Genomic DNA, 16171 nt, shown 5'->3' on the forward strand with positions numbered 1-16171 from the left:
GGGCGCCCAACGCGGAATTCCAGGGTGCTTGCCTATGCCACGCCTCACTCGCTAGTTTGGCGATGAAGAAAGATCCGGCGGAGTCAAGAATGCTTGTCCTCGATGAAGAACAGACGCGCGCGGCCTTGCCCTGGCCGGAACTGATCGAGGCAATCGCCCGCATGTTCCAGAGCGAGTGCGTGATGCCGGTGCGTCACCACCATGAGATGGAGGTGCCGGATGAGGAGAGTGCCACACTGCTCCTGATGCCGGCCTGGGTTCCCGGACGTTATGCCGGGGTGAAGACGGTCTCGGTCTTTCCAGGCAATGTGCGGCGGGGCCTGCCGGCGATCTTCGGAACCTATCTTCTTTCCTCCGGCGCTACCGGGGAAATGCTTGCCGCAATCGACGGCGGCGAGTTGACGGCGCGGCGGACGGCGGCAGCATCGGCGCTGGCGGCCCGTTATCTCGCCCGCTCCGACGCGGAAGAGCTGCTCGTCTGCGGAACCGGGCGGCTGGCGCTCAACCTGATGCTTGCCCATGGCACGACCCGGCCGATCAAGAGGTACCGGGTCTGGGGCCGCAACGGGCAAGCGGCGGAAAAGATCGCAGCCGAAGCCCGGGCGCTCGGCCTGAGTGCCGCGGCGGTCGCGGATGCTGAAGCCGCAGCGCGGACAGCCGATATCATTTCCTGCGCCACGCTTTCCAGCGCGCCACTGATATCAGGCGAATGGCTGAAGCTCGGCGCCCATCTCGATCTCGTCGGCGCCTTCAAGCCGAGCATGCGCGAAAGCGACGACGAGGCCATCCGCCGTGCCTCCGTTTATGTCGACACCCGCGCCGGCGCCACCGCCGAGGCAGGCGACATCGTCCAGCCGCTGAAAAGCGGCGTGCTGAAGGAAGGCGACATCCGGGCTGAGCTTGCGGAACTCGTCAGCGGCGCCCATGGCGGACGAAGCCATGACGCAGAAATCACGCTGTTCAAGTCGGTGGGTGCGGCGTTGGAGGATCTCGCCGGCGCCATCCTTGCCTATGAGACAGTGACGGGCCAAAAGTGACAATCAGTGCATCCTTGCCGGAGCTTCCGGTTTCACATGTCCTGCCGGCCGTCGCTGCCGCGCTGGAAAAGCAAAAACGCGCCGTTCTTTCCGCCCCGCCCGGCGCCGGAAAGACGACGCTGGTGCCACTTTACCTGCTCGACAAGGCCTGGCGCGGCAACGGCAAAATCATCCTGCTGGAGCCACGGCGGCTGGCGGCGCGGGCAGCGGCAAGCCGGATGGCATCGCTCATCGGCGAACAGGTCGGCGAGACGGTCGGCTACCGCATGCGCCTCGACAACAGGATATCGGCAGCGACACGGATCGAGGTGGTGACCGAAGGGGTTTTCGCCCGGATGATCCTCGACGATCCGGAACTGAACGGCGTCTCGGTGGTGATCTTCGACGAGTTCCACGAGCGTTCGCTGGACGCAGACTTCGGACTCGCTCTGGCGCTCGACGTCCAGTCGGCGCTGCGCGACGATCTGCGCATCCTGGTGATGTCGGCGACCCTCGATGTCGAACGCGTGGCCGCCCTGCTCGACCATCCACCTGTTATCGAAAGCCTGGGGCGCAGCTTTCCGATCGATATCCGTTACCAGGATCGGCCGGGCGGCGAACGTATCGAGGATGCCGTGACGCGAGCTATACTCGATGCCCATGCCAACGAGGCCGGCTCGATCCTCGCCTTCCTGCCCGGCCAGGCGGAAATCACCCGGACCGTCGAACGCCTGCAGGGACGATTCGGAGCCGAAACACTGATTGCGCCGCTTTACGGCAATCTCAGCCAGAAGGAGCAGGATGCGGCGATCCGACCGGCATCCCAGGGGATGCGCAAGATCGTGCTTGCGACATCGATCGCCGAAACATCGATCACCATCGACGGTGCCAGGATCGTGATCGACAGCGGCTTGCAGCGTCTGCCGGTGTTCGAGGCGTCGACCGGGATCACGCGGCTGGAGACGGTGCGGGTGTCGCGGGCTTCCGCCGATCAGCGGGCCGGCCGTGCCGGACGAACGGAGCCGGGTATCGCCGTCAGGCTGTGGCACCAGGGACAGACCGCGGCATTGCCGGCCTTCACGCCGCCGCAGATCCTTTCCAGCGACCTCTCGGGGCTGGTGCTCGACCTCGCGCATTGGGGCGTTCAAGATCCGGCATCCCTTGCCTTCGTCGATCAGCCACCGGAAACGACGCTGAGGGAAGCGCGGGTGCTGCTTGGCCAGCTTGGCGCGCTCGACAAGGACGGAGCGCTGACAGCGCGCGGCAAGGTGATGCGCGATCTCGCTTTGCCGCCGCGGCTTGCCGCCATGGTCGTCTCGGCGGGAGAAGCGGGGCAGGCCCGGGATGCGGCGATGATCGCCGTGCTTCTCACCGAACAGGGGCTTGGCGGAACGAGTGTCGATATCGAGGAGCGGCTGCGACGCTTCAAGGCCGAGCGGAGCGAGAGAGCAGAGGCCTCGCGGCGGCTGGCGGTACGGCTGGCGAGCGGCCTCGACAGGGTTGCCTCAGCGGCGCCGGCGCTGGCCGGCCAATTGCTGCTGCATGCGTTCCCGGATCGAATCGCACTTCAGCGCGGCGGACGCGGGCGGTTCGTGATGGCGAACGGGCGCGGAGCAGAGCTGCCGGAAACCGAGAGGCTGGCCGGCAGCCAGATGCTGGTGATCGCCGACCTGACCGGACGCGCGGCACAGGCGCGGGTTCTGGCGGCAGCCGAGGTGACACGCGGCGACATCGAAGCCGAGTTGCCCGGTGAGATCAAAACCGGTGACCAGATATTCTTCGACCGCCAGAGCCGGCAAATCCGGGCGCGGCGGGCAACCCGGCTCGGCGCGATCGTCTTCGAAGAGACGCCCTTGCCGCGCCCTTCCGGGGCAGCAGTCACCCAGGCACTGGTGGAGGGAGTGCGCGAGCTGGGGCTCGATCAGCTTGCGTTCTCGAAAGAGGCAGTGCAGCTTCGCGAGCGGATCGGATTCCTTTACAGGACGATCGGCGAGCCCTGGCCCGATGTCAGCGATAATGCCCTGCTTTCCCGGCTGGACGACTGGTTCGCACCCTTTCAGACCGAGGCCCGCGGCCTTTCCGAGATTTCCACAGCCGGGCTTTCGAACGGGCTGATGTCGCTGGTACCGCACGAATTGCAGCGCGACCTTAGCCGGCTTGCGCCAACCCATTTCGAAGCGCCGACCGGCCAAAGGCATCCGATCCAGTATGAGGGCGAGGAGCCGGTGCTGACGATCCGCGTACAGGAGCTGTTTGGACTGAAGCAGCATCCGGCCATTGCCGGTGGCCGCCTGCCGCTGCTGCTCGAGCTCACCTCGCCGGCGCATCGGCCGATCCAGACGACACGCGACCTGCCGGGCTTCTGGGCCGGCTCGTGGAAGGATGTGCGTGCCGACATGCGCGGGCGCTATCCCCGGCATCCCTGGCCGGAGCGGCCGGAGGATGCGTTGCCGACGACACGGGCAAAACCGCGTGGTACATGAGACCCATTCAAGGAGCCCCCGGCATGATCGACAAGCCCAGCATGATCGACAACACGGAAGGCTATACGCAGGAGGACCGGCATAACAGCCGCAGGCTGCGCCTGCAGACATTGGTGCGGCTGCGCTGGCTTGCCGTTGGCGGACAGGCGCTGACGGTTTTCATCGTTGCCTTCTGGCTGAAATTTCCCTTACCTCTGGTTGCCAGTTCTTCGCTGATCGCCGCCCTTGCCTGGGTGAATTTCTACCTGACGATCCGTTATCCGCCGACGCATCGGCTGGAACCGCCTGCCGCCTTTGCGCTGCTCGGCTTCGACCTTTTGCAGCTCTGCGCGCTGCTCTTCATAACCGGCGGCCTTGCCAATCCCTTTGCAGCGCTCGTCTGCGTGCCGGTCATCATCTCCTTTGCCTCGCAGCCGATTCGCTACAGCACCGCGCTGATCGGCGTTGCGATGGTCTGCATCACGGTGCTTGCCTTTTCGCCCTTTCCGCTGCCCTGGTTCGACGGCGTCGAGATCAACGTGCACAACGTCATGCAGTTCGGTGTCTGGTGCTCGATCGCCTCGACCATGGCATTCGCCGCTTTCTATGCCTATCGGGTCTCGATGGAAGCGAGCCAGCTTGCCGATGCGCTGGCTGCGACCGAACTGGTGCTGCAGCGGGAAAAGCATTTGTCGCAGCTCGACGGGCTGGCGGCGGCCGCCGCCCATGAACTCGGCACGCCGCTTGCGACTATCAGCGTCGTCGCCAAGGAAATGGAGCGGGAGCTTAAGAATGATGATCGTTTCCGCGAAGACGTGATGCTGCTGCGCAGCCAGAGCGAACGATGCCGTGACATCCTGCGGCGGCTGACGACGCTTTCCTCCGAAGGCGAGGCGCATATGCGCCGCCTGCCGCTTTCGTCGATGATCGAGGAGATCGTCGCCCCGCACCGGGAATTCGGTATCGCTCTCGAGCTCATCGAAAAGAGCCCGCGCAAGGGTGAGCCGGTCACCGACCGCAATGCCGGCATCATGTATGGGCTCGGCAACCTGATCGAAAATGCCGTCGATTATGCGCGGGAGAAAGTGATCGTTACCGTCGAGCATGATCACGACAAAGTGCTGATCGTCATCGAGGACGACGGCAACGGTTATGCGCCCGATATTCTGACGCGGATCGGCGAGCCCTATGTGACCAAGCGGCAGAAAGAGGATACGGCGGGTGGCCTCGGGCTCGGGCTTTTCATCGCCAAGACGTTGCTGGAGCGCTCCGGCGCATCGCTGATTTTCGAGAACCGCGATCCGGAAAGTGCGGGCGCGCGCATCCGAATCGAATGGCCGCGCATGCTGATCGACGCAAATTCGACAAAATGACTTTGTCGGCATAAACAGGATATAAGCGGTTGACGCAGATCGGGCGTTCAACCGTCGGGACCGAGACGATGACAGAACAGAATCATGACAATTTCGCCGCGTCGAACGAAGACCATATCGGTCCCGACGCCAGCCTGCTGATCGTCGACGACGACGGGCCGTTTCTGCGCCGCCTGGCGCGGGCGATGGAGACACGCGGCTTCCAGGTGGAAACGGCCGAATCAGTGGCGGAGGGCGTTGCGAAATCGAAAGGCCGGCCGCCGAAATATGCGGTGGTCGACCTTCGGCTCGGCGACGGCAATGGGCTCGACGTCATCGAGGCGATCCGCCAGCGGCGCGACGACACCAGGATCATCGTGCTGACCGGCTACGGCAATATCGCAACGGCGGTCACGGCCGTGAAGCTCGGCGCCGTCGACTACCTCGCAAAGCCTGCGGATGCCGACGACGTGTTTTCGGCGCTGACGCAGCGGCCGGGTGAAAAGGCCGAGCTTCCCGAAAATCCGATGTCGGCCGACCGGGTGCGCTGGGAGCACATCCAGCGGGTCTATGAAATGTGCGAGCGAAATGTTTCCGAAACGGCGCGCCGGCTCAACATGCACCGGCGGACGCTGCAGCGTATCCTTGCCAAACGCGCGCCGAAATAGACGAGCACGTCGCGCGTTTATAATTAGACGTCGTCCACAGTGAACGGTTTTCCGTTCGACCATTCGGCCATCATCAGCCTTTGCGCGGCGGCACGCGAGAAGTTGAGCGTGACGGATTTGCGCGTGGCCGGCGCCATGCGGTGTTCCGGCGCCTCGCGAATCATATGGGCGCCATAGCCATCCGACAGGAACAGTCCGCATTCCTCGGGAAAGATCTCCAACGGCACATCCTGGTGAGTCGCGAAGAACAGGCGGTCGCAATGCAGCCTGTATTCCGGCCATTTGCGATCCACCCTGAAATCTTCGATCGAGGTCTTGATTTCGATGATCCAGACCTCGCCCTTTTCCGAAAGCGTGATCAGATCGGCGCGGCGACCGCTGGCCAGCGGCAGTTCGGGCAGCACGGCGTGGCGCATTTCATGCAGCAATATCTGCGTTCCGCGCCGCACCATCATGGCCCTGTCCGATTGCCGGCCATCGATTAACGGATTGTTATTGTAAACGCTCAAAATCGTCATGGATAACCATCGCGGGGGCTGGCGTGTTGTTGCAAAAAAACCATGCGCTTCTAATTTGCGCGGCAGACGAATTTGTCGCGCTGCAGTAGCCTTGCAAAGCGCAAGTTAATCGAAAATAAACCATAATCAACGATGGTCGAAAGACCGTTCTCCTTGCCCCAAAACTTCAAGAGTCATCCATGCGCATCCGCAATGCATTCCCTGTATTTGGCCTGCTGGCGACACTCGCTCTGGCCGGTTGCTCGACGACCTCAGACAGCGCATCCGTCGACAACAAGGGCGCAGGCCCGACGGTTCAGACGGCACAGATCTTCAATGACGCTTACGGCCTGACGAAGGATGCCGGATACTCCCTGCCGGCGATCCCGATCGACAGGGTCAAGCCGCAGTTCCGCCGTCAGGTCGTCAGCTACCAGACCACAGAGCGTCCCGGAACGATCATCGTCAACACGCGCGAGCGCTTCCTCTATTACATCCTGGCCAACGGCAAAGCGATGCGCTACGGCATCGGCGTCGGCAAGCAGGGCTTCGCATGGGCCGGCACCGCCTACGTCGCCTGGAAGCAGGAATGGCCGAATTGGCACCCGCCTAAGGAAATGGCCGTCCGTCGGCCTGATCTCGCCAAGTACGTCGAGGACGGCATGGGTCCGGGTCTCAGCAATCCGCTCGGCGCGCGCGCCATGTATCTCTTCAACGAGGACGGCAAGGACACGCTCTTCCGCCTGCACGGCACGCCGGAATGGGCTTCGATCGGCACCGCCGCTTCCTCGGGCTGCATTCGCCTGATGAACCAGGACGTCATCGATCTCTACAGCCGCGTCCGCCCGGGCAAGGGCACGTCCAAGGTCGTCGTCATTCAGTAAGCTAATTATCGAATTCGGTATAAAAAAGGCCGCCGAACTATCGTTCCGGCGGCCTTTTCGTATTCTCCGTCAGGCAGTCTGCTTCGCCTTGAGCTCGAGGCGGCGGCGGTGAAGCACCGGCTCGGTATAACCATTCGGCTGTTCCCTACCCTTCAGGACGAGGTCGAGGGCGGCCCGGAAGGCGACCGAATCGTCAAAATTGCCGGCCATCGGCCGGTAGGCGGGAACAGACGCATTCTGCCGGTCGACGACGGCGGCCATGCGCCTCATCGTCTCGATGATCTGAGCTTCGGTGACGACCTTGTGATGCAGCCAGTTCGCCATGTGCTGGGCCGAAATGCGCAGTGTGGCGCGATCTTCCATCAAGCCGACATTGTTGATGTCGGGCACCTTCGAGCAGCCGACGCCCTGATCGACCCAGCGCACGACGTAGCCGAGGATGCCCTGAGCATTGTTGTCGAGCTCGCGCTGGATTTCCTCCGGCGTCCAGTTCGGCCGCACCGCGACCGGCACGGAGAGAATATCGGAGAGTTTGGCGCGGGCGCGATCCTTCAGCCCCTGCTGAACACGGGCGACATTGACCCGGTGATAATGGGTGGCATGCAGGGTCGCGGCCGTCGGCGATGGCACCCAGGCGGTGTTGGCACCGGCCTTCGGGTGGGCGATCTTCTGTTCGAGCATTGCCGCCATCAGATCCGGCATCGCCCACATGCCCTTGCCGATCTGGGCGTGGCCGGACAAGCCGCATTCGAGGCCGATGTCGACGTTCCAGTTCTCATAAGCGGAAATCCAGGCCGCCTGGCGCATGTCGCCCTTGCGAATCATCGGGCCGGCTTCCATCGAGGTGTGGATCTCGTCGCCGGTCCGATCGAGGAAGCCGGTATTGATGAAGACGACGCGCTCGCGGGCAGCACGGATGCATTCCTTGAGGTTGACGGTCGTGCGGCGCTCCTCATCCATGATGCCCATCTTGATGGTGTTGCGCGGTAGGCCAAGCGCATCTTCAACACGCGAGAAGATTTCGACGGCGAAGGCCACCTCTTCCGGCCCATGCATCTTCGGCTTGACCACATACATGGAGCCGGTGCGGGAATTCTTCCGCCGGCCGGAGGGACCAATATCATAAAGCGCGATCAGGCCGGTGATCACAGCATCCATGATGCCTTCAGGCACCTCGTTGCCGTCGCGGTCGAGGATCGCCGGGTTGGTCATGAGGTGGCCGACATTGCGCACCAGCATCAGCGAGCGGCGGTGCAGCTCGAAGGCGGCACCATCCGGGCCAGCATATTGCAGATCCGGGTTGAGCTTGCGGATGAAGCTCGTTCCGCCCTTTGCCACCTCTTCCTGCAGGTCGCCCTTCATCAGGCCGAGCCAGTTGCGATAGACGACGACCTTGTCCTCGGCATCGACAGCGGCAATCGAATCCTCGCAGTCCATGATCGTCGTGATTGCCGATTCCAGCCAGACATCGGAAATATCAGCCGGATCGGCTTTCCCGATCGTCGTCGCCGCATCGATGACGATTTCAATGTGAATGCCATTGTTCTTCAGGAGAATATGCGTGGGAGCGGCGGGATCGCCGCGATAGCCGGCAAAACGCTTGCCGTCCGTCAGCATGGCCTGCTCGCCATCGATCGATCTGACGACCAGCGCTCCATCCTTGACGGCGAAGCTTCCGACGTCCTTCCAGCGGCAGTCCTGCAGCGGCGCTGATGTATCGAGGAAATCGCGCACCCAGGCGATGACCTTCTCGCCGCGCTTCGGATTGTAGCCCTTACCCTTCTCGGCGCCATCGCTCTCGGGAATGGCGTCCGTGCCGTAGAGCGCATCATAGAGCGAGCCCCAGCGGGCATTGGCGGCGTTCAAGGCGTAACGGGCGTTCATGACGGGAACGACGAGCTGCGGGCCGGCGATCGAGGCAATCTCCGGATCGACATTGTCGGTCGAAACCTGGAAGTCCGATCCCTCCGGCAGCAGATAGCCGATTTCGCGGAGGAAGGACTGGTATTCGTCCATATCCGCCGGGGCGCCATGCCGACGATACCATTCGTCAATCTTTACCTGCAGTTCGTCGCGTTTTGCCAGCAGCGCACGATTTTTCGGGGCGAGGTCGTGGATGATCGCCGAAAAATCGGCAAAGAACTTGTCCGCATCGACCGCCAGACCCGGCAGCACCTCCTTGACGAGGAAATCATGAAGGACGGTTTCGATGGCAAGACCGTTCTTATCAACGCGGCTCATGCGACATTCTCCCTGGCAACGACTTTTGAATGCTGCCACTTTGCCCGGCCTTCATTCATAGTCAATTCTGCAATAATTCGAAAGATTTATGCCTTCGTGGAAATTGTGCGCGGCGTCACGCGCATCGGCAGTCCATTCTGCGGCTGCGTCGTCAGCTTCTGCACCGGCCAAGGATTGGTCTGATCGGTGGAATCGAAGCGATAGCGATGCATCAGGACAGCAAGCGCGATCACTGCCTCCTGAAGTGCAAAGGTTGCGCCGATGCAGACACGCGGGCCAGCGCCGAAAGGCAGGAACTGAAAGCGGCCGATAGAACCGCGATTTTCCGGCAGGAAGCGTTCGGGCATATAGGCGCGCGGCCTGTCCCAGTGAAGTTCGTGGCGATGCAGCGTCCAGGGCATGACGAGCACCGTGACACCGGCCTCAAGCTCGACCCGCTCCCCCTTGGGGCTTGTCCAGGAATCATCTGATATGGCGGCGCGATTGATGGATGGCGCCGGCGGATAAAGGCGCAAGGCCTCCTCAAAGGCGGCGCGCGTCTGCGGCATCATATCCAGCCATTCCACAGGTTTGGCCCCGGTGGCGAGCACCGCGTCGATTTCTTCCTCCATCCCCTCGCGGATATGCGGGCTGTTCGATACGCAATACAGCGTCCAGGCCAATGCCCGGGCTGTGGTTTCATGCCCCGCGCCGATGAAGGTCAGGATATTGTCTTCGATCTCTTCTTTGGTCAGCCCGTCGGGGCCGGCCTGCTCCAGGAGCAGGGTCAGGAAATCCTCGGGCGCGCTGCTGCGGTCTGCCTTCATCTTTGCAAGCCGCATATCCATCGTGTTGCGCACGATGGCTCGGAATTTCTCCAGCACTTTCTGACCGCCGATGCGTGTCACACGTGGAACCCAGGAGGGAGCGCGCATCAGATCCATCGGATCGACGCGGCCCATGCGATGCAGGAGTTCATTGACGTCGTCGGCGAAATGGCCGCTCGATGTGACGATTTCGCCGGAGAACAATGTGTCAGCCAGAATCGCGAAGGTCAGCTCGGTCATATCGGTGCTGATATCGAAAATTGCGCCTGCCTCGCCTGCGCCCTCATATTTGCGGGCATAATCTTCGGACTGGCGCAGCATCTGCCCGGCAAAGCCTTGGGCATGGCGGGGCGTGAAAATAGGCGCCACCGCCTTGCGCGATCTTTTCCAGACAGGACCTTCGGCGGTCAGAAGGCCGTCGCGGAGGATCGGACGCAGGACGAGCTGGCGCACATCCGACATGCGGTAATTATTGGCATTATCAACAAGCACGTGCTTGATCAGGCCGGGATCATTGACGATCAGCGTCCTCTGGCCGAAGAAATTGGTGCGGATCCACGGCAGCGTGTAGGACGGCTCGCCCCAGAGTTCGAGCGGATTGCGCAGGATGATGCGAATGATTTCCAGCCGGCTCGGCGGCACGGTACGCGGCAGCGGTGCTGGCGGGACGAAGGGGTCCGGACGCATGTCCATCGTAAAAGCCTTTCGGGGAAGATCTAGGCCTTCCCGGCAAGCTTGAAGCTAGAGCAGGCCCTTGAGTTCGTCCAGCTTGTCGTTGATCAGCCAGCCGTAATAATTCTCTTCCGGCCAGACCGCCGCACCGGCGCCGCGGTTTTTCGCAGCAAGTGCTGCGGCGCGCTGGCGCGAATTGCCGACATTATAGAGCGTCGCCGTCAGGCCGGGATTGCCCGAGATATCCATGCCGGCGATCTCCTTGTAATCGTCGATCGACCTGCGGATCGAGGCCGCGACGAAGGCGAGCGAGATATCGGGATCCATGATGGCCCTGTAGACGGCGCCGGCATTCTTCTCGTTCAGCTTCGGATAGCCGGACACGCGGGTCACAAGATCGGAAAGCATCAGCGCCGTCAGCGGATTGACCTGGCCGAGGCCGAAGGTCTGGCCGGCATAAAAGGGCTGGAAGAAAACCGCGCTGAAACGGTTGTTAGGAAAGCTCGTGCCACCCACCGTCTTGCCGCGGAAATCGGTTTCCCAGACATCTTCGCGACAGGACCAGAGCGTGTAGGAATCGCTCTTGCCCTTGCATTCAGAAAATTGCGGCCGCGCCACGAATTCGTCGACGCTTTCCCCATCATAAGCGAAGCGGAAGCTTTCTCCGGCATAGGAGGCAGCCTTGACATAATAGGCCTGCAGCCGGTCGTAGGCATCGACATTATAGGTGTGTTCGCCGACGATCGCGCCGACGACATGGATCGGATTGATGCCGTAAGCGCTGGAGATCTTGCGGATCTTGCTCATCAGCTCGCGATCGGTCGCCAGAAGCTCATGAACCTTTTCGTATTTCAGATCGAAGCTGCTCTTGGTGCCCTTGGTGCGCCGGATGGAAGCGCCCGGAATATCGGGCTGCTCGGCATGACGATTGCCCGCCGGCACCGTCTGCATTGCGAAGGCAGGCGCCGAATTCACCAGGGCAACGGCAATCATAAGGCTTGTCAAAAGGCGTCGCACGATCCGTTATCCCGTCCGTTCCATCGTCCTGTTTGTGATGCGGCTGCCTGGACCAGAATCTTGGCCGAATAAAGCCGAGCGGAAACAAAACGGGCCTTCACTAGAAAGTAAAAGCCCCGTTGTCGAGAGTCGCGTTCGTCACAATCCGTCATTGCCGGGAAAGACATGAAGCGGTGCGTCGATATCACAGAATGAAGCGCGAGAGATCGGTATTCTGTGCTAGATCGCCGACATGTTCGCGCACATAGGCAGCATCGATCGTCACGGCCGTCCCGCCCCGATCTGGCGCGTTGTAGGAAATATCGTCCAGCACCCGCTCCATCACCGTCTGCAGACGGCGTGCGCCGATGTTTTCGACGGAGGAGTTCAGATGCACGGCGACATCGGCAAGCGCGTCGATTGCGTCGTCGGTGAATTCGAGGCTCAGGCTTTCCGTCTCCATCAGCGCGCGGTACTGGCGGATGAGGCTCGCTTCCGTCTCGGTCAGGATCCGGCGGAAATCATCCTTGTTCAGCGGACGCAATTCGACGCGGATCGGCAGGCGGCCCTGCAATTCCGGCAGAAGATCCGAAGGCTTGGAGACATGGAAGGCGCCGGAGGCGATGAACAGGATATGGTCGGTCTTGACCGGCCCGTATTTAGTCGAGACCGTTGTGCCTTCGACGAGCGGCAAGAGGTCGCGCTGGACGCCTTCGCGCGAAACGCCGGCGCCCATGCCACCGTCGCGGGCGGCGATCTTGTCGATTTCGTCGAGAAAGACGATACCGTCATTCTCGGTGGAGCGAACGGCTTCGCGCTGGATCACTTCGTTGTCGATCAGCTTGTCGGATTCGTCGCGGATCAGGTCACTATACGAGGCCTTGACTGTGGTGCGGACCTTCTTGGTACGGCCGCCCATCGCCTTGCCGAACATTTCCGACAGGTTCAGCACGCCGATATTGGCGCCCGGCATGCCGGGAATTTCGAAGCCACCCATGCCGGAACCGGCATCGGCCACCTCGATATCGATTTCCTTGTCGTCGAGTTCGCCGTCCCGGAGCTTCTTGCGGAAGTTTTCGCGCGTGGCAGGCGATGCCGTGGTGCCGACCAGCGCATCGAGAACGCGCTCCTCGGCGCTCACATGCGCCTTGGCCTGTACCTCGGCCCGCTTCTTCTCGCGCACCAGGCCGATGCCGACCTCGACGAGGTCGCGGATGATCTGCTCGACATCGCGGCCGACATAGCCGACTTCGGTAAACTTGGTGGCTTCCACCTTGATAAAGGGCGCGCCGGCGAGTTTTGCCAGGCGGCGGGAGATTTCCGTCTTGCCGACGCCGGTCGGGCCGATCATCAGGATGTTCTTCGGCATGACTTCGTCTCGCAGGCTCGGATCGAGCTGCTGGCGGCGCCAGCGATTGCGTAGCGCAATCGCAACGGCGCGTTTGGCATCATGCTGGCCGATGATGTAGCGATCGAGCTCGGAAACGATCTCGCGGGGGGAAAAAGTGGTCATTGCGTATCATTCTCCTGGCGGTCCAGGGCCATCAACAGCGCCCGGCCGTAATTAGTCGTTGTTTCGCCAAGTCCTTGAAAGCCCGCCTTGGTATAGGCTCTGATTGCGAATGCATTGTCAGGATGCGGATCGACCAGGATCCGCTGCGCGCCCTTTGCAAAGAGCATATCGCAGAACCCTATCATAAAGGCCGGTCCATGACCTTTGCCCGCGAGTTCCTCGATGCCAATGAACTGGTCGATGCCGTAGGTGCCCTTCGGCTGACCGGCGAGCGCTTCATCGTCCTCGTCGTCGAGATCGGCCGCCTGGATAAAGGCGAAGTCCTTTCCATTCAGCGTGACGATGAAGCACGAGACGGAGGCCGCATCGATATGCTTTTCCATCGAAGCCAGCGCCTTGGCCGGATCGCTCCACCAGCGCCTGACGTGCCGGCTTTCCAGCCATTTGGCGAGGAGCGGCAGGTCAACCGCGGCAAGCGGCCGGAAGGCATAGGGTTCAGCCTTCGGCATCCAGCGATTCCACCACGACGTTGTGGTTCGTGTAGACGCAGATGTCGGCGGCGATATCGAGAGCGCGGCGAGCGATCTCCTCAGCCGATTTGTCGGTATCCATAAGCGCGAGCGCGGCCGCGAGGGCAAAATTGCCGCCGGAACCGATCGCCGTCGTGCCATGCTCCGGTTCCAGAACGTCGCCATTGCCGGTGATCGCCAGCGTGATCGACTTGTCGGCGACGAGCATCATGGCTTCGAGATTGCGCAGGTATTTGTCGGTGCGCCAGTCCTTGGCGAGCTCGACGGCGGCACGCATCAATTGACCGGGATATTGCTCCAGCTTCTTTTCGAGCCTTTCGAGCAAGGTGAAGGCATCGGCGGTGGCGCCGGCAAAACCGGCGACGACTTCGCCCTTGCCGATGCGGCGCACCTTGCGGGCATTGCCCTTCATGACGGTCTGGCCGAGGCTCACCTGGCCGTCGCCCGCCATCACCACCTTGCCGCCTTTTCGAACTGTAATGATTGTTGTCATAAAACACCTGTCTGCCGGGCCGCATGCCGGCCCTGTTGAGCCCTATGTAAGTGGGCCGGAGCGGATTGCAAATGGGCCGGCTTTTCTCTTGCCCGGCTTCTGGATATTTCCCGATGCGCCTGATAAGGAACGGCCTTATTCCCGATGGAGGGCCATATGGCCGAGACCGCAGCAAGCCGCACGGGCAGCGTTTCCCGCAAGACCAACGAAACCTCGATTTCCGTTTCCGTCAATCTCGACGGCACCGGCAAATCGACGATCTCGACGGGCGTCGGCTTCTTCGACCATATGCTCGACCAGCTTTCGCGACATTCCCTCATCGACATGGAGATCGATGCCAAGGGCGACCTGCATATCGACGACCATCATACGGTCGAAGATACCGGCATCGCCATCGGCCAGGCGATCTCCAAGGCACTCGGCGACCGGCGCGGGATCACCCGCTACGCTTCGATCGATCTCGCCATGGACGAGACGATGACCAAGGCTGCGGTCGATCTTTCCGGCCGGCCGTTCCTCGTCTGGAATGTCGCCTTCAGTGCGCCGAAGATCGGCACTTTCGACACCGAGCTCGTTCGCGAATTCTTCCATGCACTCGCCCAGAATGCCGGCATCACCTTGCATATTCTCAACCATTATGGCGCCAACAATCACCATATTGCCGAGACATGCTTCAAGGCCGTTGCCCGCGCGTTGCGCACGGCGACAGAGATCGATCCGAGACAGGCGGGCCGTGTTCCCTCGACCAAGGGCACGCTCGTCTGAGCCCTTCAAGGGAGCGGCGGCAATGACATCCAGCTATATCTTCCTGACACCGCCCGGTGGCACGAGCGCCACGGCCGATGAGACGCGAACCATCCGTGACGGCTTCACGCTGCTCGGCTTCCTGTTTCCATGGGTTTGGCTGTTGGCGCATCGACTTTGGCTGCATGCGGCCGCGGCCTTTCTGCTGCAGGGGATTGGTGGTGCGCTGATGGACGAACCCGGCCTCGGGCCGGCGGGAGCGGCAATTCTGCTGGGCGTGAATATTCTGGTCGGTCTCGAGGGCCAGAATTTCCGTGTCCGCAACCTTGCTGCCAAGGGCTGGACCGAAGACGCGCTCATTGCCGCCGATACGATCGGCGTTGCTGAGCAGATCTATTTCTCGGACAGGGCGGTCATCGCAGCTAGTGACGACGCCGCGGCACCGGACTGGCAGAACAAGGCCCGTCCGAACGGCCCGCACGGCGATGCAACATCGCTTGGTCTCTTTGGTTTTGATGGAGGACGCTAACGATGCGCGTTGCGATTATCGACTACGGCTCCGGTAACCTGCGCTCGGCGACCAAGGCTTTCGAACGTGCCGCCCACGAAGCTGGCATCGATGCCCATATCGATCTCACCGACAGGGCGGAGGATGTTGCCGCGGCCGATCGTATCGTGCTTCCCGGTGTCGGCGCCTATGCCGATTGCCGGCGCGGCCTCGATGCCGTGCCTGATATGGACGAGGTGTTGATCGAGGCTGTCGAGAAGAAGGCGCGGCCGTTCCTCGGCATCTGCGTCGGCATGCAGCTCATGTCCTCGCGCGGCCTCGAGAAGACCGTGACGCACGGTTTCGGCTGGATTCCCGGTAACGTCGTCGAGATGACGCCGGATGATCCGGCACTCAAGATCCCGCAGATCGGCTGGAACACGCTCGACCTGAAGCGCGAACATCCGCTCTTCGAAGGAATTCCGACGGGGTCGCAGGGACTGCACGCCTATTTCGTGCATTCCTACCATCTTGCCGCCGAAAACGCCGAGGATGTTATTGCGACGGCCGACTATGGCGGTCCGATGACCGCTTTTGTCGGGCGCGACAACATGGTCGGAGCACAGTTTCACCCGGAAAAGAGCCAGAAGCTCGGCCTGGCCCTGATCGCCAATTTTCTGCGCTGGAACCCGTAGAGCCCGAACCCGTCAAGCATTGTTCACGCAATCCCGAAGCAAAGCGGCTACACGGTTTTGCTGGAATTTCTCCAAGGGCTGGCTTTTAATACAGCCGCCTTATTTCCCTTGTATG

15 protein-coding genes are annotated in these 16171 nt (G+C 61.8%); 8 read left to right on the forward strand and 7 right to left on the reverse strand.

Annotation, left to right across the window (positions count from 1 at the left end; translation table 11 throughout):
• Window positions 1-89: 89 nt before the first annotated feature.
• From lhpI to FFM53_RS13040, 4 genes are all read left to right on the forward strand, one after another.
• Window positions 90-1037, forward strand: coding sequence for a bifunctional Delta(1)-pyrroline-2-carboxylate/Delta(1)-piperideine-2-carboxylate reductase (gene lhpI / locus FFM53_RS13025; protein ID WP_138389307.1), 948 nt, complete (start codon window positions 90-92; stop codon window positions 1035-1037).
• Window positions 1034-3499, forward strand: a complete 2466-nt coding sequence (gene hrpB, locus FFM53_RS13030; RefSeq protein WP_138389308.1) for an ATP-dependent helicase HrpB — start codon at window positions 1034-1036, stop codon at window positions 3497-3499. The genes lhpI and hrpB overlap by 4 nt, the downstream gene beginning before the upstream one ends.
• A 23-nt stretch (window positions 3500-3522) precedes the next feature.
• On the forward strand, window positions 3523-4851 hold the full coding sequence (locus FFM53_RS13035; protein ID WP_407073882.1) for an ActS/PrrB/RegB family redox-sensitive histidine kinase: 1329 nt from the start codon (window positions 3523-3525) through the stop codon (window positions 4849-4851).
• Window positions 4852-4919: 68 nt separating this feature from the next.
• Entirely contained in the window at window positions 4920-5498 is a 579-nt protein-coding gene (locus FFM53_RS13040) for an ActR/PrrA/RegA family redox response regulator transcription factor (RefSeq protein ID WP_138389309.1), read from the forward strand.
• 23 nt (window positions 5499-5521) lie between these two features.
• Here the strand turns inward: FFM53_RS13040 and FFM53_RS13045 are convergent, their stop codons facing one another.
• Complete coding sequence (locus FFM53_RS13045; protein ID WP_138389310.1) at window positions 5522-6016, reverse strand: MmcB family DNA repair protein; 495 nt, start codon at window positions 6014-6016, stop codon at window positions 5522-5524.
• 179 nt (window positions 6017-6195) lie between these two features.
• Between FFM53_RS13045 and FFM53_RS13050 the strand changes: the two genes are divergently transcribed.
• Entirely contained in the window at window positions 6196-6879 is a 684-nt protein-coding gene (locus FFM53_RS13050) for a L,D-transpeptidase (protein ID WP_003544194.1), read from the forward strand.
• A 69-nt stretch (window positions 6880-6948) separates the two neighbouring features.
• On the opposite strand, the gene FFM53_RS13055 is transcribed toward FFM53_RS13050, so the two are convergent.
• The 6 genes from FFM53_RS13055 to hslV form a co-directional block, all read right to left on the reverse strand.
• Window positions 6949-9120, reverse strand: a complete 2172-nt coding sequence (locus FFM53_RS13055; protein WP_138389311.1) for a malate synthase G — start codon at window positions 9118-9120, stop codon at window positions 6949-6951.
• Window positions 9121-9206: 86 nt separating this feature from the next.
• Complete coding sequence (locus FFM53_RS13060; protein WP_138332016.1) at window positions 9207-10619, reverse strand: cytochrome P450; 1413 nt, start codon at window positions 10617-10619, stop codon at window positions 9207-9209.
• A 48-nt stretch (window positions 10620-10667) separates the two neighbouring features.
• Window positions 10668-11615 carry a DUF1402 family protein gene (locus FFM53_RS13065; protein ID WP_138389312.1) on the reverse strand — a complete coding sequence of 316 codons (948 nt, stop codon included), beginning with the start codon at window positions 11613-11615 and terminating at the stop codon, window positions 10668-10670.
• Window positions 11616-11799: 184 nt separating this feature from the next.
• Window positions 11800-13107, reverse strand: coding sequence for an ATP-dependent protease ATPase subunit HslU (gene hslU, locus FFM53_RS13070; RefSeq protein ID WP_011649875.1), 1308 nt, complete (start codon window positions 13105-13107; stop codon window positions 11800-11802).
• Window positions 13104-13616 (reverse strand): GNAT family N-acetyltransferase, encoded by a 513-nt coding sequence (locus FFM53_RS13075; protein WP_138332013.1) that lies wholly within the window; start codon window positions 13614-13616, stop codon window positions 13104-13106. Before FFM53_RS13075 ends, hslU begins: the two co-directional genes overlap by 4 nt.
• Window positions 13603-14130 (reverse strand): ATP-dependent protease subunit HslV, encoded by a 528-nt coding sequence (gene hslV / locus FFM53_RS13080; protein ID WP_017962666.1) that lies wholly within the window; start codon window positions 14128-14130, stop codon window positions 13603-13605. Before hslV ends, FFM53_RS13075 begins: the two co-directional genes overlap by 14 nt.
• Window positions 14131-14286: 156 nt before the next feature.
• Between hslV and hisB the strand changes: the two genes are divergently transcribed.
• From hisB to hisH, 3 genes are read left to right on the forward strand one after another with little or no spacing between them, the layout of a single operon-like run.
• A complete protein-coding gene (hisB, locus tag FFM53_RS13085) occupies window positions 14287-14895 on the forward strand; it encodes an imidazoleglycerol-phosphate dehydratase HisB (protein WP_003544176.1) in 609 nt (202 codons plus the stop codon).
• A 22-nt stretch (window positions 14896-14917) separates the two neighbouring features.
• Entirely contained in the window at window positions 14918-15403 is a 486-nt protein-coding gene (locus FFM53_RS13090; RefSeq protein ID WP_138389313.1) for a DUF2628 domain-containing protein, read from the forward strand.
• A gap of 2 nt (window positions 15404-15405) precedes the next feature.
• A complete protein-coding gene (hisH, locus tag FFM53_RS13095; RefSeq protein ID WP_138389314.1) occupies window positions 15406-16056 on the forward strand; it encodes an imidazole glycerol phosphate synthase subunit HisH in 651 nt (216 codons plus the stop codon).
• The last annotated feature ends 115 nt before the right edge of the window (window positions 16057-16171 follow it).

The organism is Rhizobium indicum (assembly GCF_005862305.2).
Lineage (GTDB): Bacteria > Pseudomonadota > Alphaproteobacteria > Rhizobiales > Rhizobiaceae > Rhizobium > Rhizobium indicum.